A 26683-nucleotide genomic window follows, 5' to 3' on the forward strand; every position below is an offset into this window, starting at 1 on the left:
GGCAAGACGGTCAGACTTTGGGCAGGGGGATGTGAGCCGGGCGTCGCCGGACAGGTGCGGCCAGCGCGACCTAGAGCGGGAGGCAGCGTGAGGACAGCGACACTGGGGCCGGCGGAGCGCGCCGAGTCACTTGCGGGAATGGCCGAGCACGAGCTGGATGTGCTGGTCGTGGGCGCGGGAGTGGTCGGCGCGGGCACCGCGCTCGACGCCGTGACGCGCGGCCTGTCCACGGGCCTGGTCGAAGCGCGTGACTGGGCGTCGGGTACCTCGAGCAGGTCCAGCAAGCTGATCCACGGCGGTCTGCGCTATCTGGAGATGCTCGACTTCGCGCTGGTGCGGGAGGCCCTCAAGGAGCGCGGCCTGCTCCTCGAACGGCTCGCGCCGCACCTCGTGAAGCCCGTGCCGTTCCTCTACCCGCTCCGGCACAAGGGCTGGGAGCGGCTGTACGCGGGCTCGGGCGTCGCGCTCTACGACGCCATGTCGATGGCGCGCGGACACGGCCGAGGACTGCCCACCCACCGTCATCTGACCCGCCGCCACGCCCTGCGCGTCGCCCCCGCCTTGAAGAAGGACGCGCTGGTCGGAGCGTTGCAGTACTACGACGCGCAGGTGGACGACGCCCGCTATGTGGCGACGTTGGTGCGCACGGCGGCGGCGTACGGAGCGAAGGTCGCCAACCGCGCGCGTGTGACCGGTTTCCTGCGCGAGGGCGAACGCGTGGTCGGTGCCAAGGTGCGAGACGTCGAAGGAGGCGGGGAGTACGAGATCCGCGCCCAGCAGGTCGTCAACGCCACAGGCGTGTGGACCGACGACACCCAGGCGATGGTGGGGGAGCGGGGCCAGTTCCATGTGCGGGCCTCCAAGGGCATCCATTTGGTCGTACCGAAGGACCGGATCACATCGACGACGGGCCTGATCCTGCGGACCGAGAAGTCCGTGCTGTTCGTGATCCCGTGGGGACGGCACTGGATCATCGGCACCACCGACACCGACTGGGACCTCGACAAGGCCCACCCGGCGGCCTCCAGCGCGGACATCGACTATCTGCTGGAGCATGTGAACTCGGTGCTCTCCGTGCCGCTGACCCGCGACGACGTCCAGGGTGTGTACGCGGGGCTGCGGCCGTTGCTCGCCGGTGAGTCGGACGCCACCAGCAAGCTCTCGCGCGAGCACACCGTGGCCCATCCGGTGCCGGGGCTGGTGGTCGTGGCGGGCGGCAAGTACACGACGTACCGGGTGATGGCGAAGGACGCGGTCGACGAGGCGGTGCACGGCATCGACCAGCGGGTCGCCGAGTGCGTCACCGAGGACGTTCCCCTGCTCGGGGCCGAGGGCTACCGGGCGCTGTGGAACGCGCGAGCGCGGATCGCGGTGCGCACCGGCATCCATGTGGTGCGCGTGGAGCATCTGCTGAACCGTTACGGGACACTCGCCGAGGAGCTGCTCGACCTCATCGCCGAGAACCCGTCGCTGGGCGAGCCCCTGCCGGCCGCCGAGGACTACCTCCGGGCCGAGATCGTCTACGCCGCCTCGCACGAGGGCGCCCGGCACCTGGACGACGTGCTGACCCGGCGTACCCGCATCTCGATCGAGACCTTCGACCGCGGCACTCGCAGCGCCCGCGAGGCCGCCGAGCTGATGGCGCCGGTCCTCGGCTGGGACAAGGACCAGATCGAGCGCGAGGTGGAGCACTACGAGAAGCGGGTCGAGGCCGAGCGGGAGTCCCAGCGCCAGCCGGACGACCTGACGGCGGACGCGGCACGGCTGGGAGCCCCGGACATCGTGCCGTTCTGACCGGCAGACCCGGGATGTCACTCGAACGAGTGTCGTGAGCTGGGATCTTTGCTCGGAACCCGTCCGTTCTACGGGGTGCGGGGGCAGAACTGGGCAGCGAGCAGGGCCCGTTCGAGGTCCGAGTCTGCGACCCCGCCCGTGTTCACCCGGAAGGTGAGGACACGACGACCGTCGACGGTGGCCGCTGTGCGCACGTAGCTGCCGGAGATCCGGCCGTTGTGCCCCCACACCGTGGTGCCGCACGGCAGCTTCACGGGGAACAGGCCCATGCCGTACGAGCCATGTGCGGCCCGGGTGTTGAGCATCTCGCGCAGCCGGCGCGGGGGCAGAAGATCGCCGCCGAGCAGGGCCGCGTAGAAGCGGTCCAGGTCGGCGAGCGTGCTCACCAGCTCACCCGCCGCGCCGGCCACGCGCGGGTCGAGTTCGGTGACGTCCGAGCCGTCGGCGGCGTAGGCGCGACCGTGCGGCGAGGGAAGCGAGGTGCGGGCGCCGGGGAACGAGGTGCCGGTCAGCTGGAGAGGAGCGATGATCCGCCGCTCGGCCTCGGTGGCGTACGAGTGGCCGGTGACCTGCTCGACGACCATGCCGAGCAGGACGTAGTTGGTGTTCGAGTAGGCGAAGCGGCCGCGGTCGGCCGGGGGGTGGGTGAGTGCGATGCGTACGGCCTGAAGCGGGGTCACGGGGACGGTGCCCTTGGTGTCCGCGGTGAAGTCGTACAGGCCGCTGGTGTGGGTGAGCAGGGCGCGCAGGGTCAGCCGGCGACCGTCGTTACCGGCGCCGCGTATCAGACCGGGGAGGTGGTCTTCCACGGAGTCGGACAGGGACAGCCGGTCCTCGGCGGCGAGTTGCAGGACCACCGTCGCGAGGAACGTCTTCGTGATGCTGCCGGCGCGGAAGTGGTCGGAGCGGGCGATTCCGGGACCGGTGCGGGCGAAGCGCGACCCGGACTCCTCGCGGGCCAGCAGGGCGGCGGCCGGGGCCTTGCCGCGGGTGACGAGGAGGGCGAGGGCGGCGTTCGAGGCCGGTGACGTCGGCGCCTGGGAGCCGGCCGGTGCCAGGCCGAGCAGGGCCAGGGACACGGGTATGGCCAGGAGTGTCCGAGGTGTCCGGCGCGGGGGCATCGGCGGTCCTTCCTTGTCGAGGCCCATCATGCAAGACGAAGTCGGGCTGAAGACGGGCGGTCCCCCAGGTGAGGGGCGTCCCGGGCACCGGGCCGCTGGGGTGTCAGGGGCACCCTGGGCGTTGGGCACTTGTCGGGTGAGGGACAATGGAGGCTCTGTCAGGGCGGGTTGCATGAGGGGACGCATGTCGGAGGCGGAGCGGGCGGGGGCATCCCGTCAGGACAGGAGCGAACGTCTCCTCGCCGGGCGGTACCGGCTGGGGGATGTTCTCGGCCGCGGCGGCATGGGCACGGTGTGGCGGGCCAAGGACGAGACCCTGGGCCGTACGGTCGCGGTCAAGGAGCTGCGGTTCCCGTCGAGCATCGACGAGGACGAGAAGCGGCGGCTGATCACGCGCACCTTGCGTGAGGCCAAGGCGATCGCCCGGATCCGCAACAACGGCGCGGTGACGGTCTTCGACGTGGTCGACGAGGACAACCGGCCGTGGATCGTGATGGAACTCGTCGAGGGCAAGTCGCTCGCCGAGGTCATCCGCGAGGACGGCCTGCTCACGCCGAAGCGCGCCGCCGAGGTGGGCCTGGCGATCCTCGACGTGCTGCGTTCGGCGCACCGTGAGGGCATCCTGCACCGGGATGTGAAGCCGTCGAACGTACTGATCTCGGACGACGGCCGGGTCGTGCTCACCGACTTCGGTATCGCCCAGGTCGAGGGCGACCCGTCCATCACCTCGACCGGCATGCTCGTCGGCGCGCCCTCGTACATCTCGCCGGAGCGGGCGCGCGGCCACAAGCCCGGGCCCGCGGCCGACCTGTGGTCGCTGGGCGGTCTGCTGTACGCGTCGGTGGAGGGCGTGCCTCCGTACGACAAGGGTTCCGCGATCGCGACGCTCACCGCGGTGATGACCGAGCCGGTGGAGCAGCCGAAGAACGCGGGACCGCTGGAGAACGTGATTTACGGGCTGCTCGCCAAGGACCCCCAGCAGCGGCTCGACGACGCGGGCGCCCGGGCGATGCTCAACGAGGTGCTGCACGCGTCCGAGCCCAAGGAGACGGTGCCGGAGCCGGCGGACGCGACGAAGGTCGTGGCGTTGCCGCCGGTGCCGGACGACGATCCGGGCAGGGGGAGTTCGGGCGGCTCAGGAGTAAAGCGGGGCGAGGAGGCGGCGGAGCGGCTGCGCGGTGCGCTGCGCTCCGTGCGCAAGGCCGCGTCGGCGGCGGGGGCGGCCACCGCGGCGGCGACGGCGCGCGCGAAGGCCGTGGGTGCGGAGACCTCCGGGTCGGCGGTCGGCGGTGGAGCGGGTTCTGCCGGTGCGGGTGCGGGCGTGTCCACGCCTCCGGCGCCCGCGTCGCCTCCGTCGTCGGTGTCGCCCGCGTCGGGCAAGCCCGCCGGTGCGGCTTCCTCCGGGAAGGCAGGGGTCCGTGACGCTACGTCGGTGAACTCCAGTTCGGCGAGTGGCACCGGTGGTGCAGGTTCCGTGGGGACGGCCGGGGCGACGGGGCGGGGCGCCGGGTCGGGGTGGCCCGTGGCTCCCCAGAGGCCGCCGCGGCCGGTGCCTCGGGCGCCGCTGACGGATGTGGTGCCGCGGCGGACGCTGGTGATCCTCGCGGTGGTCGTGGCGCTGGCCGTGCTCGGCACCGTACTGGCGCTCACGCTCGGCGGCGGGGACGACACCGGGTCGAAAGGCAGCAAGAGCGGCGACACCAAGGCGGCCGCGTCCAGCGGGGCGACGACCGGAAGTGGCGGCGGCAGCAAGGGCAAGAGCGACGACGCCCACACCGACAGCGGTGACAAGACGGGCTCCACCGCGGGTTCGGGCCTGCAGGAGACCGCGAACGCCACGCCGAGCGCGTCCGCCGACGCGGGCGCGTCGAGCGGTACGGGCAGCGGCGGCAAGGAGTCGGACTCCACCGCCGTGTCGACGTACAAGAGTGGTCAGGGGTTCTCGATCGGGCTGCCGAAGGGCTGGAAGTACCAGTCCACGGACGCCGCGGGAGCCCGGTTCACCGGTCCCGACGGGCAGAAGCTGCTCGTGGGCTGGACCACGACGCCCAAGGACGATCCGGTCGCGGACTGGAAGAACCAAGAGCGGTACATGACGCGCGCGCAGTACAAGCGGGTGCGCATAGAGCAGGTGGACTACCGGGGCTGGAACACGGCCGACTGGGAGTTCACCTATGAGGACGGCGGCACGAAGTACCGGTCGATCGACCGCGGTTTCGTCGTCAACTCGCATCAGGGATATGCGTTGATGTACACGGCGAAAGCGTCCAAGTGGGACAGCGGGCTGCGCAAGGACACATGGAAGACGCTGACCGAGACGTTCCAGCCGAAGTCGTGACGTACCGCTCGGCGATGTGACGTTCCGCCACGGAAGGGGGCCCTGAGATATCGGCATCCCCCTTTGCGCGTTGCCTCCGGCACGTATCGTGAGTGGTTGCGGACCGTACTGAGCCATAACGGAACGCAAGGCGAACGGAATTGACCAACCGGTCGGCTGGGGGAGGCAGGGCATCGTGGACGACTACGCGGGACGAGTACTCGCCGACCGCTACCGCCTGCCGCTGCCGCCGTCCGACGAGTACGAACTCGCCGAGACCCGGGCCTTCGACACCTACAGCGGGCAGGAAGTCCAGGTACGCCAGGTGCCGTTGCCGGAGGTCGTCGAGGCCGAGATGCTCGACGCCGACGGGCTGCCCGACGGTTTCGTGGCGCGGGACGGCGGGGTGCGGCGGGCGTCCGCGCGGACCACGCGGCGGCCCACCGAACCGGCCGTGCGGCGGGCGATCGAGGCCGCGCAGGCCGCCGCGCAGATCCCCGACCATCCCCGGCTCGACCAGGTCTTCGACGTGTTCGCCGAGGGCGGGTCGCTGTGGATAGTGAGCGAGTTGGTGCCCGCGAGGCCGCTGGCCGCGCTGCTCGCCGAGAAGCCGCTGAACCCCTACCGGGCCGCCGAGGTCGCCTCCGACGTCCTCACCGCGTTGCGCGTACTGCACGCACACGGGTGGGTGCACCGGAACGTCACGGTGCGCACGGTGCTCGTCTGCGACGACGGCCGCGTCATGCTGACCGGCCTGGCGGCCGGGGCCGCGGAGGAGGCGCTGTGCGGATACGACCCGGTGCCGGTGCGGGAGGACTTCGAAACCGACTCCGGGGGCGCCGGGCCAACGCAGAACGGCGGTTCGACCGGCGTCGGCCGGGCCGGTGGACCCGGCGGGCCGAGCGGTGCCGGGGGCCGTGGCCTTGGCGGTGTTGGATTCGGCGGCGGACGTGCGCACGGCGTCGCTGTGGCGGCCACGTCCGGTGCCGACCCCGAAGCCGCGCGGCGCGCCGCGATCGAGGCTCGGGCGGAGCGGGGGACGCCTGTTCCAGGGACGTCCGCCACGGGTGCGGCGGGCGTGGACCCGCGTGCTCTCGAAGCGGGCGGACCGGGAGCCGCCGCAGCGGCTGAAGCGGGGGGACCCGGGGGCGACGTCCGTGCGGCGCGCGCCGGAGCCATCGCCGCGTACCGCGCCGGAGCGCGCGCCGCAGCCCGCGTACAGGACGAACAACGGGGCGACCAGCTCGCTCTGCCGGCACCCCGGCCCGTGCCACAAGCCGACCGAGGGGAACAGGCCGGACCGACCGGCACCTCGGCGTTCTCTGCCCAGGCCCCGGGCTACGGGCCGCCCCAGCTTCCCGGCCGCGGCGTGGAACAGCGTCCCCCCACCCCGTACCCCGGCCAGATAACCGACCCCTATGGAGTCGATGGCGGCACCGCCTGGCACGGTGCCCAGCCGCGTACCGGCACCGTGGACGACGGAAACGGCCAAGGGCACGGCGCGCTCCCCGGGGGCACGAACGGCGGGGCGGCGGCCACCGGCAATGGCGTGTCCTCGTCGGCAGCCACAGGAAATGGCGCGTCCGTGCTCGCTCCCGGGCAGCAGTTCGCCGCCGGGCGTGGCGATCCCGCCTCGGCGGCCGTCGGTGGCCCGGACAACACCCGTGGACAGAGCGGCCGTTGGGACGAGGTCGTCGCCGGTGCGGCGCCGCGCCGGGGGCCGGGTACGGCGCTGGCCGCGGAGCGGGCCCGGCAGGCGCGGATGGCCGTGGTCGGGCCGGTGACCGAGCGGTGGGCACCGGAGCAGGCCGGCCCGGTGCACGAGAACTGGCAGCTGGCGGCGCCGATCGGGCCCGCGACCGACCTGTGGGCGCTGGGAGCGCTGCTCTTCCGCGCCGTGCAGGGACACGCGCCCTACCCCGAGGAGAACACCGCCGAGCTGGTGCAGTTGGTGTGCGCGGAGCCGCCCGCGTTCGCCGAGGAGTGCGGGCCGCTCAGGCCGGTCGTGGAGTCGCTGCTGCGTCAGGACCCCATCGAGCGGCTCGACTTCGAGGAACTGCGCGGCTGGCTGCGCTCCCTGGTGCGGTCCGCTCCGGAGCCCGAGGCCGGGGCCCATGTCGTCGCCGCGCCCCCCGTCGACCCGAGCCGGCTGCCGATCGTACGGCGCCGGGGCGAGCTCGTCCGCAGGCGCCGCGCCGGGCTGCCCGCGACCAGTCCGCACGCCCGCCACAAGCGCGCCAAGCAGGGCAACGCGGCCAGGCCCCGCCGCCTGGGCCGGAACCTGCTCCTGCTGGTCCTGCTCCTGCTGGCCGCGGCAGTCACGTACGCCATGGTCTTCATGCCCAAGGCCGACCGCGGTGGCGCTACCGGCGGGGAACGGACCGGCGCCGCCGGAGAGGTCAGTCCCGCCCCCGACACCAGCGGGGACGCGCGGGTGAGCAGCGAGCCACGCCCCGACCAGACCTCCCCGAGCACGGGCAAGAGCCCCTCCCAGTCGCCGGGTTCGACGAAATCGCAGACCACCACCAACCCCGATGTCGCCCAGGGCTTCACCCTTCGCAAGGATCCCGAGGGGTTCAGTGTCGCCGTGGCGAGCGGCTGGGACCGCTCGCCGAAGAACGGAAGCGGCCAGGTCGTCTACGCGCACGGGGACTTCGAGTTGATCGTCGTACCCGGCCGGGACAGCAAGGCCACGTACGGCAGTGATCCGATGACGTACCAGCGGGAGAGCGAGAAGGAGTTGCAACCGTTCCGGGACTCGACGTGGGCGACGTCCAGCGGGATGCGGCGGATCGACGTGGGCGGACGGTCCATGGCCGAGGGGCAGTTCACCTGGCAGGACTCCGGGGGGCGTGAGCTGTACGTGCGCAACCTCGCGATCCTCATCGGCGGGCGCTACCACGTGGTGCAGGTGCGCGGTCCCGAGGCCGAACGGGACGAGGTGACACGGCTGTACGAGCAGGCGTCGGCGACGTATCAGGTAACCGGCTGAGCACAGCGGTCACTTCGGCGATTCGGGCCTCTACGATGCCGTAGGAACCTGAACACCGAATGGTTCCCTTCCGTACACGGAAGGGAGAACCGTCACAGTGCGGTCTCCGTACGACCCCGCCGGTTCCCTGTGCGGGGGTCGCTCTTTAGTCTGACCCCTGTCAAGACCATTGCGGGGAAACGTGAATCAGATGCAGGGCCTGCTGCTCGCGGGCCGCTACCGGCTTGTCGACATCATCGGCAGCGGTGGCATGGGCCGAGTGTGGCGCGCCCATGACGAGGTGCTGCACCGCGCGGTCGCGGTCAAGGAGCTGACCGCCGCGCTGTACGTCGCCGAGGGCGACCTGGCCCGGCTGCTCGCGCGTACCCACGCCGAGGCAAGGGCCGCAGCCCGGATCAACCACTCGGCCGTCGTCACCGTGCACGACGTCCTGGAGCACGACAACCGGCCATGGATCGTCATGGAGCTGGTCGAGGGCAACTCGCTGGCCGACGAGGTCAAGGAGCGGGGGAGCCTCGAACCGGCCGAGGCCGCGCGGATCGGACTGTGGGTGCTGCGCGCACTGCGGGCCGCGCACGCCGCTGGTGTGCTGCACCGGGACGTGAAGCCCGGGAACGTACTGCTTTCCGCCGACCGGCGCGTGCTGCTCACGGACTTCGGCATCGCGCAGGTCGAGGGCGACACGACCATCACGCGCACCGGCGAGATCGTCGGTTCCGTCGACTATCTGGCGCCCGAGCGGGTGCGCGGCCACGATCCCGGGTCGGCCTCCGACCTGTGGGCCCTCGGCGCGACGCTCTACACGGCGGTGGAGGGGCGGTCGCCGTTCCGGCGCACTTCGCCGCTGACCACCATGCAGGCCGTCGTCGACGAGGAGCCCGCGGCGCCGCAGCACGCCGGTCCGCTGGAGCCGGTCATCACGGCGCTGCTGCGCAAGGATCCCGCCGTACGGCCGAGCGCGTCGGAGGCCGAGCAGATGCTCGCCGAGGCGGCTGAGGGGCGGCGTCCGAAGGCCGCGCAGGCGTATGTGCCGACACAACACGTGGACACCAGCGTGGGGCAGCGGCCGGACCAGCGGCACAGCCAGGGCCGGGGCCAGGCCCATGGTGCGACCGCACATGTGCCGGCGCCCCATGGCGGACCGTTGGTGACCATGCACCAGCCCCTGCCCCCAGTCGGCTCCGCCCCCAGAAAGCGGCGTCGTGGCCGCACGATCGCGCTCGTCCTCGTCCTGGCCGCGCTCGTCGGCGGTGGCAGCGCCGTCGCCATGAGGTACGCGGACGACTGGCGCAAGGACGCCAACACTTCCGGCACCGGAACCGGCACGAAGGACACGAACACCGGGCAGGACGGCAAGAACGGCAAGAGCGGGAAGAGCGGACAGTCCACGCCCGCCGGTGCCGTCCCCGACAGCTGGATCCGCGTGGACGACGTCGAGGGCTTCAGCCTCGCTCTGCCCAGCAAGAGCTGGAAGCGGCAGGCCAACGGCACGCAGGTCGACTACACACCCGACGGTGGCAAGCACTTCGTGCGCATTGCCGTGGACGACTCGCCGGACTTCGACAACCCTTACATGCACCAGCTGGATCTGCAGCAGCAGCTGACGAAGTTGCAGAACTACCAGCGGGTGAGTCTGCAGGCCAACACCTTCCGGGACTGCCACGGTTCGCTCTGGGACTTCACCTGGACCGCGCTGCCGAAGCAGACGCCGTACCCGGGACCGCGCCGCGCCATCGAGCAGACGTATCTCGCCCGTGACGGTATCGAGTACGCGATCTACATGTCGGCGCCCGCGGCGGACTGGGACACCGCGCGTCAGCAGTTCGACGCGATCCTGCGCGGCTGGCGTCCCAAGGCCGGATAACAGCCACCGAGGAGCCGGGGCCCGGAGGGGCTCCGTCCGGTGCGGCATGATGGGGCCCATGGGGACCGAGGGGGAGAACGTCCGTGTGATAGCCGGCCGTTACCGGCTGGAGGCCAGGATCGGGCGGGGCGGCATGGGCGTCGTCTGGCGAGCCGCCGACCAACTGCTCGGCCGCCAGGTCGCGGTGAAGGAACTCGCCCTCGACGACTCGCTCTCGGCGGAGGAGGCCCGGCTGCAACGCGACCGCACCCTGCGCGAGGCCCGCGCCGTGGCGCAGTTGCACCACCCGCACATCATCGTTGTGCACGATGTCGTCGTGGACGACGAACGGCCGTACATCGTGATGGAGTTGATCGAAGGCGGCTCGCTCGCCGAGCGGATCTCCACGCGCGGCCCGGTCGACGCGCGCGAGGCCGCCCGCATCGGCATCGGCCTCCTCGGCGCGCTGCGCCGCGCGCACGACGCCGGCGTCCTGCACAGGGACCTCAAGCCCGCCAACGTCCTGATGGAGGCGGGCACCGACCGTGTCGTCCTCACCGACTTCGGGATCGCGCAGGTCGCGGGCGCGACGACACTCACCGAGAGCGGGGCGTTCGTCGGCTCGCCGGAGTACACCGCGCCCGAGCGGATGTCCGGGGCGAGGACCGGGCCCGAGTCCGACCTGTGGTCGCTCGGCGCGCTGCTGTGCACGGTCCTGAGCGGCGAATCACCGTTCCGACGCGACTCGTTGGGCGGCATCCTGCACGCGGTCGTCGTCGACGACATACGTCCGCCCGCCCAGGCGGCGCCGCTCCTGCCCGTCGTGCGAGGGCTGCTGGAGCGCGATCCCGAGCGGCGGCTCGACGCGGCGGAGGCCGAGCGGATGCTGCGCGCCTTCCGTGACACGGGCCGGACGCCCCGGTCGCAGGCCGGGTACACGCCCACGCAGCGGGACGTACCCAAGCCCAAGCCCGTGCCCGCCCCGCCGGCCCCACCTCCCGCCACGGCGGCGGACAGGCCGCCCAAGCAGTCCGCGCGGGGCGTTCTCGTCGCCGCCGCGCTGGTCGCCGCGATGGCCGGCGCGGGTGTGTCGGCGGCGGCGCTGCTCATGAACGACGGTGGAGGCGGAGGAACCGCACCCCCGTCGAGCACGTCAGCATCCGCATCCGCATCCGCATCCGCATCCACGTCCAGGTCCACGGCGAGTACGTCGTCCTCGGCCGACCCCGCTCCCACCGTGACCGTGACCCGGCAGCAGGCGCCGACCGCCGGCTCCCGCAAGGCGCCCTCGGGATACCACCTCGCGCACGACCCGAACGGGTTCTCGCTCGCGGTGGCCGACGACTTCACGCGGGATCCGCAAGGGGAGCGGGTCTTCTACATGTCACCGGGGCAGATCTTCCGCCTCGGCATCAAGGTGACCGATCCGGCGACTGGCGGCCCGCTCGCGGTGATGCGGGGCGCGGATGCCAAGGGGCCCTCCACGAACCCGGGTTATCGCGACGGCGCGGTCACCTCGACCACGCACAACGGGCGGCCGGCCGCCCTCTGGGAGTTCACCTGGAACGGCTTCACCGCGGCGGAGGGCGCGCGGCACACGTACGACCTGTGCTGGGAGGAGGGCGGCCGGATGTACGACGTGTGGCTCTCGGCGCCGGTCGGGAAGGTGACGGAGGCGAAGGAGTATTTCGACGTGGCGGTGGACACGTTCGTGCGTTCATGAACTGCGCGTAAGCGGCGAGGTGCGTCACGGGTCTGTGACCGGAGACGGATGGGGCTGGATGCCGAAGCGCTTGCCGCGATAGAGATGGACGTATGAGCAACAACGGGGGAGTCCCTTACGGGTCCGACGAGCCAACGAGTTTCGGTCTGCAACCACCTCGGCCGGGTGTGCCCGTACAACAGCCGGGTGTGCCCGTACAGCAGCCGGGCGTCCCGTACCCGGGTAATCCGTATGCCGCGCCCACCCAGGTCGTACCTGAGCAAAAGGCGCAGGACCCGGGCGCCGGACGACTGATCGCCGGCCGTTACCGGCTCCTCGCCAAGCTCGGGCACGGTGGCATGGGCACGGTCTGGCGGGCCAAGGACGAGACGGTGGACCGTGAGGTCGCCGTCAAGGAGCCGCGTGTTCCCGACCATCTTCCCGAGCGCGAACGCGCCAACGCCTTCGAGCGGATGCGCCGTGAGGCGCGCGCGGCGGCACGCCTCGACCATCCGGCGGTTGTGAACGTCCACGACGTCGCGGTCGTGGACGGACAGCCCTGGATCGTCATGGAACTGGTGCACGGCCGCTCGCTCGGCGACGCCCTCCAGGAGGGCACGCTCGACGTCCGCGAGGCGGCGCGCGTCGGCCTGGAGGTCCTCGGCGCCCTCGAGGCCGCGCACGCGGCGGGCATCCTGCACCGCGACGTCAAGCCGGACAACGTCCTGCTCGGCCGCCATGACCGTGTCGTCCTCACCGACTTCGGCATCGCCCAGATCGAGGGCGAGACGAACCTGACGGACACCGGCGGTTTCGTGGGCTCGCCCGAATACACCGCGCCCGAGCGCGTGCTGGGCCGGCGCCCCGGTCCGGCGAGCGACCTCTGGTCCCTCGGCGTGGTCCTGTACGCGGCCACGGAGGGCGTCTCGCCCTTCCGCCGCAGCAACACGCCCGCCACGCTTCAATCAGTGCTCAACTCCACGCCCGCCCCGCCCCATTCGGCGAGCGGCCCCCTTTCGGAGGCCATCAACGGCCTGCTGGACAAAGAGCCCTCCCGCCGCCCCTCCGCCGCCCAGGTCCGCCGCCTCCTGGAGGAGGCCGCGCAGCCGCCCGCGCCCGCGCCGACGCAGGTCGTGCAGATCGCGGCCCCGGCGGGCGGCACGGGCCTTAGCGTGGGTCGCAAGGCCCTTTTCGGCCTCGGCGCGGCGGTCGTGGCGGCGGCGGTGGCGACGTACCTGGTGATCGCGAACCCCTTCGCGGGACCGCTGCCGGACCACTGGAAGAAGCAACACGTGCCGGACGTCGCCGCCACGTTGGCGGTGCCCGCCGACTACCAGAGATCGACGCCGGACCGGTCGTCGGACAAGGGCCACTGGGTCACGTACACCGACTGGAGCGGGAGCATCTGGATCGGCCTGACCCTGGCCAGGAAGTCCGAGGACACGAGCAAGGAGATCCAGGATTCGTCGAGGGCCGAGATGTACGCCGACGACGGGGAGTTCAAGGACAGCGGCGCGTACGACCTGAGCATGCCCGAGGGCCCGAGGACGGACCCGCAGGAGACGACGTACCAGGGCAAGAAGTCCGCCGAGAACACGGTGAGGTACACGACCACCGACAGTCAGAACCCCCGCCCTCGCGAGCTGAAGATCTTCTACTACAAGTCGGCCACGGGCGACATGTACAAGCTCACGATCAGTTACCCGGGCAAGGGCGACTTCACGGCACGGGGCCGTGAAGTCGCGAAGGCGGCGATCGCCAACTTGGACATCGACAAGCTGTGAGGAACTCTTCAGGCCTCAGGTGAGCTTGGCCGCCTGGCCCTTGATGAGCTCGGCGGGGATGTCGTAGTCGCCGGCACCGGCGCCGTCCTCGCCCGAGAAGGCCGCGAGGCTGAAGGCGTAGTACGTGGCGATAGTGCTGCCGTGGCGGACGACTTCGGCGTGTACGACGACGTCGTCGCCGTCCGCGTCCCCGGTCACCGCGAACGCGAGCGACTCGTCCCCGGTCCCGGACGCCTTCTCGGCGGCGACCTTGGTGAACTTCTGGGTGTCGTCCTTGGCGCCGCCCTTAGGCGTGGCCGTGAACCCGTTCGCGCACCCCTTGATGGCGTCGGAGACCGAGGACATGGTCTCCTCGGCACCCCCACCCTCGTACGACGAGAGCGACACGATCGTCACCGTCTGCCCGAGGGAGTCGGTGATCGACTTCATCGCGTCCTCGAACTCCTTGTCCGTCATGTCCTCCAGGCTCTTGGTCGAGGACGCGCTGGGCGAGGCCGAAACCTCCTGCGAGACCAAGCGGTTGACGTACGCGGCGGAGTCGCCGGGCGCGAACCCGGTCACGACATACGCGATCGGCGCGCACTTCTCTTCCACGACCGTCACGTCGTCCTTGGAGGACGCGAAGGCGCCGCCCTGGTCGGCCGCCCCGACCTTGTACCCCTCGACGTCTCCCGTCGCGATGATCCGCTGCTTCAACTCGGCACCGCTGAGCGCCTTCGCGGCGGCCGTCGACTTGTCGGATCCGGCGCCCTTGTCACCGTCACCTCCGCTGTCGGAGCAACCGGTGACCAGGGTGAGCGAAAGCGCCGACGCAACCGCGACGATGCCGGCCCGCGACAACGCGAGTCTCTTCATGGTGATGGTGATCCTTCGGTGGTCCAGAGGTGAAAGGACTATGAGGGAGAGGTCAAGGAATCGTCAACTCTCCAGGTCGGCGGCGTCCGACTTGACCTGATCCGCACCTCATGGACTGCGGGTCACCTATGAGCGCAGAGCGGCTATCAGCGCCTCGAGTTGGAGTGGGCCGGTGGCGATGATGACCTCCGGGTCGTCGCTCTCGCGGAGGAGGATCGTTCCGGCGGGGGTGGTGGCTATGTAGACGCAGGCGGAGGCCTCCTGGCTGTACATGGACTTCTGCCAGTGCGGTTCGGGCATGGTGGGCTCCTTCAGAGGTCTCGGGCGAGCTGTGCAATGAAGTCACGGGACTTGGTCGGGGGCAGGGCGGCTTGCTGCATGCGGTCCAGGACCAAGTGGTAGCGCTCCAACTGGGCTGGAGAGTCGGTCAGTTCGGCCCCGTGGTCGGTGTCCAGCTGGACGGTGTCGAGTTGGTGGACCGGGCCGTGGAAGTAGTCGATGCCCTGCCCGGAGGTGTGGAACGGGCCGCTGTCGAAGGGGATGACGGCGACGCTGACGTGGTCGAGTTCGCTCACCTCGTTGAGGTGGCCGAGCTGGGCCCTGACCGTGGCGCGGTCGCCGAAGCGCATGCGCAGGGCTGCCTCGTGCACGATCGCCGAGTACGGCGGTGGCTGTTGGCGGTGCAGGATCTCCTGGCGCTTGATGCGGTGCGAGACCCGGTGCTCGATCTCGTGCGGCTTCAGTGGCGGCACGGTGTGGCTGAACAGGGCGCGGGCGTGATCGGTGGTCTGCAGAAGGCCGGGGACGTTGATGACGTGCGCCACGCGGAGGGCTGTGGCGTGGTGCTCTACCTCGGTGAGGTCCAGCATGCGAGGCGAGAGGATGTCGCGGTACTCCTCCCACCAGCCGCGTCGACGCTCGCCCGTCATAGCCGCGAGGGCGTCGATCAGCGGCTCATCGGTGCAGTCGTAATGCCGGGCCAGCGTCCGCACGCGATCGGCGCTGACCCCGTAGCGCCCTGCCTCGATGTTGCTCACGCGTGACTGCGTGGCGCCCACCAGCGCGGCGGCCTGCGTGGCGGACAGGTCCGCGCGCTCGCGCAGCCTCCGCAGTTCGGTGCCCAGACGTCGGCGCCGGGCCGTGGGCAGAGGGCTTGGCTGCGGCATGAGCGGCGACTTTCCGTTCGTACGTATGGCGTGGGGGTCACCCACACGAAGGTAATAGGGACTACAGCCCCTGCAATTCATGGAATGTAGTCCACGAGTCGGTCTACGGTGAGTCCCAAGCCGCTCAACTGGCCTCGCCAGTAAGCCGGAAGCACGGGCTGCCATTGGAGCGGTCTCAAGTCACCCCACCACAGAAGGCCTTCATGGTCACCGTATCCCCGCCGAAGTCCGAAGCGTCCGCATCTTGTGCGTACGCCCTCCAGTTGCCGCACGACGTCTGCGCACCGCGCATCGCCCGCGTCACCCTCAGAGCGGTTCTGACCAGGCACGGCCTGACGCAACTCATCGACACCGCCGAACTGTTGACATCCGAGCTGGTGACGAATGCCTACCGCCACTCCACCGGCCCCGCGACCCTCCGCCTCCGCGCCCTGCCCGGCGCCCGCCTCCGGGTGAGCGTCTGGGACGCCAACCCGCACATCCCACCTCCCTTCGACAGGCGCCCCGGCCCGCTCCATCCCGTCCCGGCCGAGGCGGACGGCGGGCGCGGGCTACTCCTCGTATGCCATTACGCGGACGCGTGGGGTGGCTATCCACTCGGTGACGACCTCTTCGGGCGGGGCGGGAAGCTGCTGTGGTGCGCGCTGGGGCCGCAGGCTGTCTTCGGCATCAGTGACGCCCCATGAGGGCGCCTTGGCAGCGCGCAGCCGCAGCGTCTCGGCGCTACCGTGGACCCAGCGACACGCCCTGTAATCAGCGGAGGACCGCGGTGACCATCATGAGCGAGCGTCCGGCGGCCATAGACGTTCCTCCGTCCGGAGCCTTCGAGGACATGCTCCGGATCGTCGAGGAGCTGGAGACACCTGACGGCTACAAGGCCGAACTCATCCGGGGGAAGATCGTCGTGTCGCCGTGGTCGAAGCTGCGCTACAAGAGGGTGATGAAGTCGCTGCGGCTCCAGCTCGAGCCTCATGCGCCGAAGGCGCACGACGTTGACGTGGCGCCCTTTCTCTTCACCTTCCCTGGGAGGGAGCGAGGATTTGGGCCCGACCTCCACGTAGCCGACGAAGCCGCCTTCGACGCCGAAGGCCGGCACGCCGACGGGGCCGCCCTCTCCCTCGTCGCCGAGCTGACCTCCGCCTCCACCAAGGACGCCGACTGGCTCGACAAGCTCGATACGTACGGGCGGGTCGTTCCCGTCTACCTCGTTCTGGATATGCAGGTCGGGGAGATCACCGCCTTCTGGGACCCCTCCCCGAAGGGGTACCGGTCACGGACCACCGTCACCTTCGGGAAGCCGCTGCGCGTGCCCGCGCCGTTCGACTTCGAGTTGGACACGTCCGGGTTCGCCGTTGGTCCGGACAGTCCGGACCATGGCGTTCAGGAGTGATCAACCCGTGACGGTCACACCAACAACCCCCTGATCAGCGCATTCGTTGCCAGCGATCACTGGCAGCGTGTGTGTACTCCGTGAAAGCCGATTACCGACGGGTACCCAAAGCGGCCGGGCGGGCATACCCTGCGGCTCATGACGGACTCGCAGGCCACGGAGCAGGCCAAGGAAGACGCCGGTATGGACAGTTCCGGCACGGACAACGCCGGCGGCGCTGCCGCCAAGGCCGGTACCAACCCCCTCGCCCCCGCCCCCACGGGCGCCCGCACCGCCGCCGACGTCGTCACGCCCGAGCTGGTCGCGCAGCTCACCAAGGGGGTCGTCGGGTCCGGTCGTACCGCCAACCACACGCCCTTCACCGGCGAGAAGCTGGCCGACCTGCCCGAGTCCACGCCCGGGGACGTCGCGACCGCTTTCGAGCGGGCCCGTAAGGCACAGGTCGCCTGGGGCGCCACTCCCGTACGGCAGCGCGCCGCCGTCCTCCTCCGCTTCCACGACCTGGTGCTCGCCCGTCAGGCCGAGGTCCTGGATCTGATCCAGCTGGAGACCGGCAAGGCCCGCCTGCACGCGCACGAGGAAGTCCAGGCCGTCGTCGTGGCCGCCCGGCACTACGGACGCAAGGCGCCGTCGTATCTGAGGCCGAAGCGGCACACCGGCGCCGTCCCGACCCTCACCAAGGTCACCGAACTGCGCCACCCACGCGGCGTCGTCGGCCAGATCGCGCCCTGGAACTACCCGCTCGAACTGTCCGTCGGCGACGCGTTGCCCGCCTTCGTCGCGGGCAACGCGGTCGTCATGAAGCCCGACACCGAGACCTGCCTGACCGCCTTGTGGGCCCGCGACCTGCTCATCGAGGCCGGGCTGCCCGGAGAGGTCTTCCAGGTGGTGATCGGGGACGGCCCGGTCGTCGGTCCGGAGGTCGTCAGGCACGCCGACTACGTCTCCTTCACCGGCTCGACGAGGACCGGACGGGAAGTCGCCCAGGGCGCCGCCGCCCGGCTCGTCGGCGTCTCCCTCGAACTCGGTGGCAAGAACGCCATGGTGGTCCTCGAGGACGCCGACATCGACAAGGCCGCCGCGGGCGCCGTCCGCGCCTGCTTCTCCTCCGCCGGTCAGCTCTGCATCTCCATCGAGCGGCTGTACGTCCATGAGTCCGTCGCCGATGTGTTCGCGGAGCGGTTCGCCGCCCGCACCAAGGCCATGCGGCTGGGCAAGTCCCTCGCCTACGGGGCCGAGATGGGCTCGCTGGTCGGCGAGCGGCAGCTGGAGACCGTGACGCGGCATGTGGAGGAAGCCGTCGCGAAGGGCGCCAAGGTCCTCGCCGGTGGCGTCGCCCGGCCCGACATCGGCCCCTACTTCTACGAGCCCACCATCCTCGACGGCGTCGAGGCGCCGATGGCGGTCTGCGCCGAGGAGACCTTCGGGCCCGTCGTCTCCCTCTACCGGTTCAAAACCGAGGACGAGGTCGTCGAGCTCGCCAACTCCACGCCGTACGGCCTCAATTCGTCCGTCTGGACCAGGGACGGGCGCAAGGGGCGCGCGGTCGCGGCCCGGTTGCGCACCGGGACGGTGAATGTCAACGAGGGGTACGCGCCCGCGTACGGCAGCGTCCAGTCGCCCATGGGCGGCATGAAGGACTCCGGCCTCGGCCGCCGCCATGGCTCCGAGGGCATCCTCAAGTACACGGAGGCCCAGACCGTCGCCCAGCAGCGACTGCTGCCCATGGCGCCCTCGCTCGGTATGGACGACGAGAAGTACGCGGCGTTCATGAGCCGGAGCCTGAGGGTCATGAAGGCATTCCGTCTGCGCTAGGCCGTCAGGCCGCCAGCCGCGCGAAACAGTTCTCGAACCGTTCTCAACGAGGAGAGCAGCACGTGTCACAGGAGAACTCTGTCCACAGTCAGCCGGATGAGGAGGCGTACGACTATGACGTCATCGTCGTCGGCTCCGGCTTCGGCGGATCCGTCACCGCCCTGCGCCTGACGGAGAAGGGCTATCGCGTCGGCGTTCTCGAAGCCGGCCGCCGCTTCACCCGCGACTCGCTGCCCAAGAACTCCTGGGACATCAAGAACTACCTCTGGGCCCCCAGGCTCGGCATGTACGGCATCCAGCGCATCCATCTGCTGGGCAACGTGATGGTGCTCGCGGGAGCGGGCGTCGGCGGCGGTTCCCTCAACTACGCCAACACCCTCTACGAACCCCCGAAGCCCTTCTTCGAGGACCCGCAGTGGAAGGACATCACCGACTGGCAGGAGGAGCTGAAGCCGTACTACGACCAGGCCCGGCGCATGCTGGGCGTGCGGCTCAACCCGACCATGACCCCGTCGGACGTGCACCTCAAGGCCGCCGCCGAGCGGATGGGCGTCGGCGACACCTTCCACATGGCGCCGGTGGGCGTCTTCTTCGGGGACGGACAGGACGCTGACGGGAGCACGAAGGCCAAGCCCGGTGAGAAGGTCGCCGACCCGTACTTCGGCGGCGCCGGACCCGCCCGCACGGCGTGCACCGAGTGCGGAGAGTGCATGACCGGCTGTCGCCACGGCGCGAAGAACACCCTCAACGAGAACTACCTCCACCTCGCCGAGAAGGCGGGCGCGGTCGTCCATCCCATGACGACCGTCGTGTCCGTCACCGACGACTCGCAGGGCGGGTACGCCGTCCAGACCCTCCCCACGGACGAACGGCGCAAGGGCGAGGGGCAGACCTTCAAGGCGCGCCGGGTCGTCCTCGCGGCGGGTACCTACGGCACGCAGACCCTGCTGCACCGCATGAAGGCGGGCGGCCAGCTCCCGTACCTCTCCAAGAGGCTGGGCGAGCTGACCCGCACCAACTCCGAGGCGCTGGTCGGCGCGCAGACCGACAACCGGCGCTATCGCAAGGTCACCGGCGAACCGAGAGTCGACTTCACGCGCGGTGTCGCCATCACGTCGTCGATCCACCCCGACGAGAACACCCACATCGAGCCGGTCCGCTACGGCAAGGGATCGAACTCGATGGGCGGCATGTCCATCCTCCAAGTCCCTTACGCCGAGGGCTCGTCCAGAGTCCTGGGCTGGCTGGCCCACGCCGCGAAACACCCGCTCCTCGTACTGCGCTCGCTCTCCAACCGCCGCTGGTCGGAGCGCACCATCATCGGCCTGGTGATGCAGTCGCTCGACAATTCCCTGACGACTTATCTGAAGCCGAAGGGTGCGGGTAAGGGGTTGTTGACGGCGCGTCAGGGCCACGGCGCTCCCAACCCCAAGCAGATCAAGGCGGCTTCGGAGGGCGCGTCCGCGATCGCCGCCGAGATCAACGGCTTCGCGGGCAGCAATGTGGGCGAGCTGATGGGTACGCCGCTCACGGCGCACTTCCTGGGCGGCTGCCCGATCGGTGCCAGTGCGAAGGAGGGCGTCATCGACCCGTACCACCGGCTGTACGGCCACCCCGGCATCTCCGTCGTCGACGGCGCCGCGGTCTCCGCGAACCTCGGCGTCAACCCGTCGCTCACCATCACCGCACAGGCCGAGCGCGCGATGTCGTACTGGCCCAACAAGGGCGAGACCGACCCGCGTCCGGCGCCGGGTGCGGCGTACGAACGCCTCAAGCCGGTGGAGCCGCAGGCACCCGCCGTCCCCGCGGACGCGTTCGGCGCGCTGAAGCTGCCGTTCCTGGGCATGCCGACGGTGCCGCCGAAGTCGTAACCCGCCTGCGCGAGCGAAGAAGGGCCGTCACCCGCCCGCGCTGGGAAAGAAAGAAGGACCTGCGCCCCCCTCCGAGCGCAGGTCCTTCTTGGAGCTGTGTGGCTACCGGCTCCTTACGCGGTCACGTCACCCGACTTGCGGCGACGGACCACGAACACCGCACCGGCACCGGCGACGACGGCGATACCGCCGGCCAGGCCGATCATCGGCAGGGCGGAGCTGGAGCCGGTCTCGGCGAGGCTGCCGTCGACCTCAGGGGTGTTGCTCTTGTCGGCGGGCTTGTCCGAGACCGGGACCTTGCCGCCTTCCTGCGGCTTGGTGCCACCGGTGTCCGTGCCGGCCGCGACGATCTGGAACTTGTACGCGACCTCGCCGAAGCCCGTGCACTCGCCGTCGGAGTCGCCGTAGATGCTGGCACCGAGGGAGAAGCCTGCGCCGACCGGGGCGCTGGACTTCACGTTGATACGCAGCGGGATGTCGACCTCGTAGTCGGGCTTGAGCTGGTCGGTGTAACCGACGAAGCCGACCGCGTAACCCTCGGAGTCGACGTCCTCCCAGACCTTGCCGTCCGGGTTGTACGCCTGGAGCTGGACCTTCTTGCTCTGGAAGAGGTCCTCGCCCGCCTTGTCCGCGGACGCCCCGGCGAAGAAGCCGAGGTCGGTGAGGGTGGAGTCGGAGTTGTTGAGCACGTTCAGGGAGAACTTGTGCCAGCCGCTGCCCGCCGCGATCTTGCCGGGCAGGCCCGTGATGGACACGTCGACCTTGGAGTCGGCGCAGTCGGACGGCTCCGGGTCGGGCGACTGCGACTCCTCGGGCGCGGAGGTGCTCGGCGCCGGGGTGGAAGCGGAGGCGGAGGCGGTCGCGCTCGGGGCCGGAGCGGACTCGCTCGCGGACTCCGAGGCGGAGGCGGAGGCGGTCGGCTCGGGCGTGGTCTCGGTCGCGCTCGGCGACGCCGACTCGCTGGGAGACTCGGACGCGGTCGCGCTCGCGGACGGGCTGGGGCTCTCGTCCGTCGCGAACGCGGCCGGCGCCGACAGCAGCGCGAGCGGGGCTATGGCAGCCGTCGCGGCCGCAACGGCCATGGCACGGCGAAGCTTCATGAAGACCTCGGAAGTCCGGGTGCGTCGCGCGTCGCGACGCTCGTATGGGCTCGTTCAGGTGAGGCCTCCGCGTGTGGGGCGCGGGTGTGGCCGTTGGTTCTGCAGGTGTGACCGGTGAATGCGGTGAATGGTTGTCCCAGCTCTCACAGAATTCTTATGTGGGCTGGGTCACACCCGAGGCGCGGTCGCGGTGCCATCGCCGTGCTTCGCCGTGTGATCGCTGACTGATCGCCGTCTGATCGCCGTCTGATTCTTCGCAGAGCATGGCGAAGGGCCCCGCAGGACGGAGCTGCGGGGCCCATCTTTCGTCAGCACCGACGTCGGGGCAGCGCCGGTGCCTGGGAGCGGCGCCGGGGGATTGCGCCGCTGGTCCGGGTGACCGCCGGTCGTGCGCCCCGGCACGCTCGGAGCGCGCACGTGGTGTCGACCATTGGCGGTCGGGCGGTACGGAACGGGCCGTACGCGCCGTACAGAACGAATGCGATTGTCTGCGAGGGGACTTGGGCTGCTCTCGCATCGTGCTGGATGGGCGACGGCCTCCGCAACCATTGCGACCGCCTCTGAAGAGATTCCGCCGGGCGGCCCCGGGCGTCCCCGGAGCCGAAGTGACCGGGCTGCTGTCCCCTGCCGTCCGGTCACACTCCTGGAGCGAGGTCCCACGACGCACGGCACGATCCGCACGTCTCATCGCTCCAGCGGAGCCACGCGTGGTTCTTTCGGGCCCGCCCCTGGCTGACACGGACACCGGGACCAACGAAGCCCGCCGCGCGCCGGTCACGCGCCGTACGGGTGAGAGGGGACGCGTACGTGCGTACGCCCGGTACGGGGTTCAGACGCGGCCGCGGCACAGCTCCAGCAGCGTCATCGCCAGCGACGTGCCCGGCTTGCCCAGCGCGTCCCTGTAGTGGCCGAGGATCTCCATCTCGCGCGAGAGGTTCACCCGGCGGCCGCCGGAGGAGATCCGGGCCTCCTGGACCACCGCCGAGACGGCCATCCGTTCCTGGACGAGGCCGATGATCCGGTCGTCGAGGGCGTCGATGCGCTCACGGGCACCGGTGATCACATCGGCGGCCTCGTCGGTGCGGGCGCCGGTCTTGTCGAGTACGTCGGCCATGGTGGGGCTCCTCTTGATCCTTGGAAGGGTGCCCCGGAGCGGCAAGGTCCGGAAACGGCAGACGCCCCGGGCCTTGTCGGCCCGGGGCGCCTGGGAAGTCGCTTGTCAGTTGCTCAAGCAGCACGACCATGGCAGCCGGCGGGCCGGTTGCCATAGGTAAAGACGTAGGTCTGGTGCGTGAGCATGAGAGCAGTATGCCCACGGGGGCGGCCGGGGGCCAAGCCGGTTCGGATACTGAGACCGGGACGAATTCAGTCCCTCCGGCGTTTGAGGCGCGGCGTCTGGGGAGCGGCGTCTGGGGATGGACTGTCCGGGCGTCGCCCCCGCGGGCAGTGCGCCCTGGCCCTCCGCCGGCGGAGGCGGCCGCAGGGCAGTAGACGCCTCCGCGGGCAGAGGCGTCTACCGCACCGTGGCGGGTGGAGTCCCAGGGACGGGCTGCGGCGGCGCTGCATTCGTCAGCGGCTCTGCCGCGGCCGATGGAGGCGTCTACCGCACCGTGGCGGGTGGAGTCCCAGGGACGGGCTGCGGCGGCGCTGCATTCGTCAGCGGCTCTGCCGCGGCCGCTGGAGGCGTCTGCCGCATCCTGGCGGGTGGAGTCCCAGGGACGGGCTGCGGCGGCGCTGCATTCGTCAGCGGCTCCGCTGCGGTCGCCGTAGGCGCCCCCCGCGCCAGCCCCCGGTAGACTCGACACCACACACCCTTTGCTCACCGCCGGAAGGCAAACCGTGCCAGAAGTGTCCCCCGCCGCCCCCGACACCGTCCTGGTCGTCGACTTCGGTGCGCAGTACGCCCAGCTCATCGCCCGACGCGTCCGCGAGGCCCGGGTATACAGCGAGATCGTGCCGAGCACCACGCCGGTCGCGGAGATGCTCGCCAAGAACCCGGCCGCGATCATCCTCTCCGGCGGCCCCTCGTCGGTGTACGCCGAGGCCGCGCCCCGCCTGGACCGCGAGATCTTCGAGTCCGGCGTCCCCGTCTTCGGCATGTGCTACGGCTTCCAGCTGATGGCCACGACCCTCGGCGGCACGGTCGACAACACCGGCGCCCGCGAGTACGGCCGTACGCCGCTGCGTGTCTCGAAGCCCGGCTCCACCCTGTTCGAGGGCACCCCGGACGAGCAGTCGGTGTGGATGTCGCACGGAGACGCCTGCTCGGCGGCCCCCGAGGGCTTCACCGTCACCGGCTCCACGGACGTCGTCCCGGTCGCGGCCTTCGAGAACGACGAGAAGAAGCTGTACGGGGTCCAGTACCACCCCGAGGTCATGCACTCCACCCACGGCCAGCAGGTGCTGGAGCACTTCCTGTACCGGGGCGCGGGCCTCAAGCCGAACTGGACGACCGGCAACGTCATCGACGAGCAGGTCGCGCTCATCCGCGAGCAGGTCGGCACCAAGCGCGCCATCTGCGGTCTGTCCGGCGGCGTGGACTCCGCCGTCGCCGCCGCCCTCGTACAGAAGGCCATCGGGTCCCAGCTGACTTGCGTGTATGTCGACCATGGCCTGATGCGCAAGGGCGAGACCGAGCAGGTCGAGAAGGACTTCGTGGCCGCGACCGGCGTGCAGCTGAAGGTCGTGGACGCGCAGGAGCGCTTCCTCGCCGCGCTGGCCGGGGTGTCCGACCCGGAGGAGAAGCGGAAGATCATCGGCCGGGAGTTCATCCGGGTCTTCGAGCAGGCCCAGGCGGAGATCATCGCCGAGGCCGCGGAGGGCGATGACGTCGCCTTCCTGGTGCAGGGCACGCTCTACCCGGACGTGGTCGAGTCCGGTGGCGGCACCGGCACGGCCAACATCAAGTCCCACCACAACGTGGGCGGCCTGCCCGAGGACCTCGAGTTCGAGCTCGTCGAGCCGCTGCGCAAGCTCTTCAAGGACGAGGTGCGGATGGTCGGGCAGGAGCTCGGTCTGCCCGACGAGATCGTCCAGCGCCAGCCGTTCCCCGGCCCCGGCCTCGGCATCCGCATCGTCGGCGAGGTCACCAAGGAGCGCCTCGACCTGCTCCGCGAGGCCGACGCCATCGCCCGCGAGGAGCTCACGGCCGCCGGTCTCGACCGCGACATCTGGCAGTGCCCGGTGGTCCTGCTCGCGGACGTCCGCAGCGTGGGCGTCCAGGGCGACGGCCGGACGTACGGCCACCCGATCGTGCTGCGCCCCGTCTCGTCCGAGGACGCCATGACCGCGGACTGGTCGCGGCTGCCGTACGACGTCCTCGCGAAGATCTCGACGCGCATCACGAACGAGGTCGCGGACGTCAACCGAGTCGTCCTCGACGTGACGTCGAAGCCGCCGGGCACCATCGAGTGGGAGTAGTCCTCCCATCGGGTGGGAGTAGTCCTCACCTACGCCTGAGAGTGCGCACCGGCTCTCCGGGCTTCCAGATCTCGGCGACCAGATACGTGTCGTCCTCGACGTAGGTCCGTACGACCTCCGTCAGCTCGGTGCGGAAGAGGTGGAACGGCTGCGGCGGTTCCACCTCTTTCACGTACGCCTTCTTGGCCGCCTCGTCGCCGACCTCGACCGCCCGACCGCTGATCCGCACATCCCCGCCGCCCATGTCCGTGCCCGGCCCCGGGTTCGCCTGGAGCGCGAAGCGCGGGTCGCGGCGCAGGTCGAGGACCTTGAGCGAGTCGGGCATCATGCCGAGCCACAGCTCGCCGTGCAGGAACCGCGCCTCGAGGCCGGTGGTGCGGGGCGAACCGTCCTTGCGGAGGGTCGCCAGGGTGTGATGGGTGAAGGCGGCGAAGCGGTCTTCGACCGTCTTGGCGAGGTCGGGTTCGGCGGAGGCGAAGGCTGCCCAGTTCGCGGGGGTCGTACGGCTCATACGGCTCATGCGGTCAGTCTCGCGCGGATACCGGACATCTTTTGTCAGGTATAGCGCGGGCCTCTACGGTAGAGAGCCGCGTGGGTCCGTAACGGTTGCCACTCTCTTCACCGAACGGCCCTGGTCTCCTGCGCTGACCGCGGGTAACTTCCGCTCCGTACCGGACACGCCAGTGCTGGAGGACATATGCACGGGCCCACCCCGCCCCCGCCCCTGCCCACCGACCAGCTGCGGTTCGCCATGCCGCCGATGCACGAGTCGCCGGACGACGAGCGGCGGCACCGCAAGGAACGGCTGGCCGGGGCGCTGCGGCTCTTCGCGCGGCTCGGATTCGAGGACGGGGTCTCCGGGCACATCACGGCGCGCGACCCGGAGTTCAGCGAGTGCTTCTGGGTCAATCCGTTCGGGATGCCGTTCAAGCACGTCACCGTGAGCGATCTGGTCATGGCCAACCAGGACGGCCAGGTGATCGAGGGCCGCTACCACGTGAACCAGGCGGCGTTCACCGTGCACGCCCAGGTCCATGCCGCCCGCCCCGACGTCGTCGCCGTCGCCCACTGCCACTCCGTGCACGGACGCGCCCTGTCCGCGCTCGGCGACCTGCTCGACCCGATCACCCAGGAGAGCTGCGCCTTCTACGAGGACCACGCGCTCTACGACGCGTACACCGGCGTCGCCGTCGACGCGGAGGAGGGCCGCCGGATCGCGTCAGCGCTGGACAGCCGCAAGGCGCTGGTGCTGCGCAATCACGGGCTGCTGACGGTCGGGGACTCGGTGGACGCCGCGGCCTGGTGGTTCCTGTCCATGGAACGCTCCAGCCAGGTCCAGCTCACCGCGAGGGCCGCCGGGCGGCCGATCCTGATCGACCACAAGCAGGCGGTGGCGACGCGGGAGCAGCTCGGCGGCGATCTGGTGGCGTGGATCAACTACCAGCCGTTGTGGCAGGACATCAGCCGCAGCGAACCCGATCTGCTGAGCTAGAAGCCCCCCCGTCTTCTCGAC

At 70.6% G+C, this 26683-nt stretch carries 19 protein-coding genes; 12 read left to right on the plus strand and 7 right to left on the minus strand.

Annotated elements, in window-relative coordinates:
* Positions 1-87: 87 nt before the first annotated feature.
* Positions 88-1794 carry a glycerol-3-phosphate dehydrogenase/oxidase gene (locus AB0D27_RS05765; protein WP_362502489.1) on the plus strand — a complete coding sequence of 569 codons (1707 nt, stop codon included), beginning with the start codon at positions 88-90 and terminating at the stop codon, positions 1792-1794.
* A 68-nt stretch (positions 1795-1862) separates the two neighbouring features.
* Here the strand turns inward: AB0D27_RS05765 and AB0D27_RS05770 are convergent, their stop codons facing one another.
* Positions 1863-2915 (minus strand): serine hydrolase domain-containing protein, encoded by a 1053-nt coding sequence (locus AB0D27_RS05770; RefSeq protein ID WP_362502491.1) that lies wholly within the window; start codon positions 2913-2915, stop codon positions 1863-1865.
* 184 nt (positions 2916-3099) lie between these two features.
* On the opposite strand from AB0D27_RS05770, the gene AB0D27_RS05775 reads away from it, so the two are divergent.
* The 5 genes from AB0D27_RS05775 to AB0D27_RS05795 all read left to right on the plus strand — a co-directional run bounded on the left by AB0D27_RS05775 (position 3100) and on the right by AB0D27_RS05795 (position 13553).
* Complete coding sequence (locus tag AB0D27_RS05775) at positions 3100-5253, plus strand: serine/threonine-protein kinase (RefSeq protein ID WP_362502494.1); 2154 nt, start codon at positions 3100-3102, stop codon at positions 5251-5253.
* Between the two features lie 175 nt (positions 5254-5428).
* Entirely contained in the window at positions 5429-8224 is a 2796-nt protein-coding gene (locus AB0D27_RS05780) for a protein kinase (protein ID WP_362502497.1), read from the plus strand.
* 190 nt (positions 8225-8414) lie between these two features.
* Positions 8415-10088: a serine/threonine-protein kinase gene (locus AB0D27_RS05785; RefSeq protein ID WP_362502881.1), complete on the plus strand. Its 1674-nt coding sequence runs from the start codon at positions 8415-8417 to the stop codon at positions 10086-10088.
* Positions 10089-10146: 58 nt separating this feature from the next.
* On the plus strand, positions 10147-11790 hold the full coding sequence (locus AB0D27_RS05790) for a serine/threonine-protein kinase (protein ID WP_362502500.1): 1644 nt from the start codon (positions 10147-10149) through the stop codon (positions 11788-11790).
* Positions 11791-11882: 92 nt separating this feature from the next.
* Positions 11883-13553, plus strand: a complete 1671-nt coding sequence (locus tag AB0D27_RS05795; RefSeq protein WP_362502503.1) for a protein kinase — start codon at positions 11883-11885, stop codon at positions 13551-13553.
* Positions 13554-13568: 15 nt separating this feature from the next.
* On the opposite strand, the gene AB0D27_RS05800 is transcribed toward AB0D27_RS05795, so the two are convergent.
* From AB0D27_RS05800 to AB0D27_RS05810, 3 genes are all read right to left on the minus strand, one after another.
* The gene (locus AB0D27_RS05800; RefSeq protein WP_362502506.1) at positions 13569-14408 is read right to left on the minus strand and encodes a hypothetical protein; all 840 of its coding nucleotides are present in this window, start codon (positions 14406-14408) and stop codon (positions 13569-13571) included.
* A gap of 126 nt (positions 14409-14534) precedes the next feature.
* Complete coding sequence (locus tag AB0D27_RS05805; protein WP_362502509.1) at positions 14535-14708, minus strand: DUF397 domain-containing protein; 174 nt, start codon at positions 14706-14708, stop codon at positions 14535-14537.
* Between the two features lie 11 nt (positions 14709-14719).
* Positions 14720-15574, minus strand: coding sequence for a helix-turn-helix transcriptional regulator (locus tag AB0D27_RS05810; RefSeq protein WP_362502512.1), 855 nt, complete (start codon positions 15572-15574; stop codon positions 14720-14722).
* Positions 15575-15777: 203 nt separating this feature from the next.
* Between AB0D27_RS05810 and AB0D27_RS05815 the strand changes: the two genes are divergently transcribed.
* From AB0D27_RS05815 to AB0D27_RS05830, 4 genes are all read left to right on the plus strand, one after another.
* Positions 15778-16260, plus strand: a complete 483-nt coding sequence (locus tag AB0D27_RS05815; RefSeq protein ID WP_362502516.1) for an ATP-binding protein — start codon at positions 15778-15780, stop codon at positions 16258-16260.
* Positions 16261-16352: 92 nt separating this feature from the next.
* On the plus strand, positions 16353-16964 hold the full coding sequence (locus AB0D27_RS05820) for a Uma2 family endonuclease (RefSeq protein ID WP_362502519.1): 612 nt from the start codon (positions 16353-16355) through the stop codon (positions 16962-16964).
* Between the two features lie 183 nt (positions 16965-17147).
* On the plus strand, positions 17148-18779 hold the full coding sequence (locus tag AB0D27_RS05825) for a succinic semialdehyde dehydrogenase (RefSeq protein ID WP_362502884.1): 1632 nt from the start codon (positions 17148-17150) through the stop codon (positions 18777-18779).
* 62 nt (positions 18780-18841) lie between these two features.
* Entirely contained in the window at positions 18842-20650 is a 1809-nt protein-coding gene (locus tag AB0D27_RS05830) for a GMC family oxidoreductase (protein ID WP_362502522.1), read from the plus strand.
* 113 nt (positions 20651-20763) lie between these two features.
* Here the strand turns inward: AB0D27_RS05830 and AB0D27_RS05835 are convergent, their stop codons facing one another.
* The gene (locus AB0D27_RS05835; protein WP_362502525.1) at positions 20764-21750 is read right to left on the minus strand and encodes an LAETG motif-containing sortase-dependent surface protein; all 987 of its coding nucleotides are present in this window, start codon (positions 21748-21750) and stop codon (positions 20764-20766) included.
* Positions 21751-22579: 829 nt separating this feature from the next.
* On the minus strand, positions 22580-22864 hold the full coding sequence (locus tag AB0D27_RS05840) for a chorismate mutase (protein ID WP_362502528.1): 285 nt from the start codon (positions 22862-22864) through the stop codon (positions 22580-22582).
* A 725-nt stretch (positions 22865-23589) separates the two neighbouring features.
* Between AB0D27_RS05840 and guaA the strand changes: the two genes are divergently transcribed.
* Positions 23590-25170, plus strand: a complete 1581-nt coding sequence (guaA, locus tag AB0D27_RS05845) for a glutamine-hydrolyzing GMP synthase (protein WP_362502531.1) — start codon at positions 23590-23592, stop codon at positions 25168-25170.
* A gap of 25 nt (positions 25171-25195) precedes the next feature.
* Here the strand turns inward: guaA and AB0D27_RS05850 are convergent, their stop codons facing one another.
* Positions 25196-25681 carry a pyridoxamine 5'-phosphate oxidase family protein gene (locus AB0D27_RS05850; protein WP_362502887.1) on the minus strand — a complete coding sequence of 162 codons (486 nt, stop codon included), beginning with the start codon at positions 25679-25681 and terminating at the stop codon, positions 25196-25198.
* Between the two features lie 186 nt (positions 25682-25867).
* Here AB0D27_RS05850 and AB0D27_RS05855 point away from each other — a divergent pair, with 186 nt between their 5' ends.
* A complete protein-coding gene (locus tag AB0D27_RS05855) occupies positions 25868-26662 on the plus strand; it encodes a class II aldolase/adducin family protein (protein WP_362502534.1) in 795 nt (264 codons plus the stop codon).
* The last annotated feature ends 21 nt before the right edge of the window (positions 26663-26683 follow it).

Origin of the sequence: Streptomyces sp. NPDC048415, assembly GCF_040651675.1 — a bacterium.
In the GTDB taxonomy this organism is placed as follows: Bacteria; Actinomycetota; Actinomycetes; order Streptomycetales; family Streptomycetaceae; genus Streptomyces.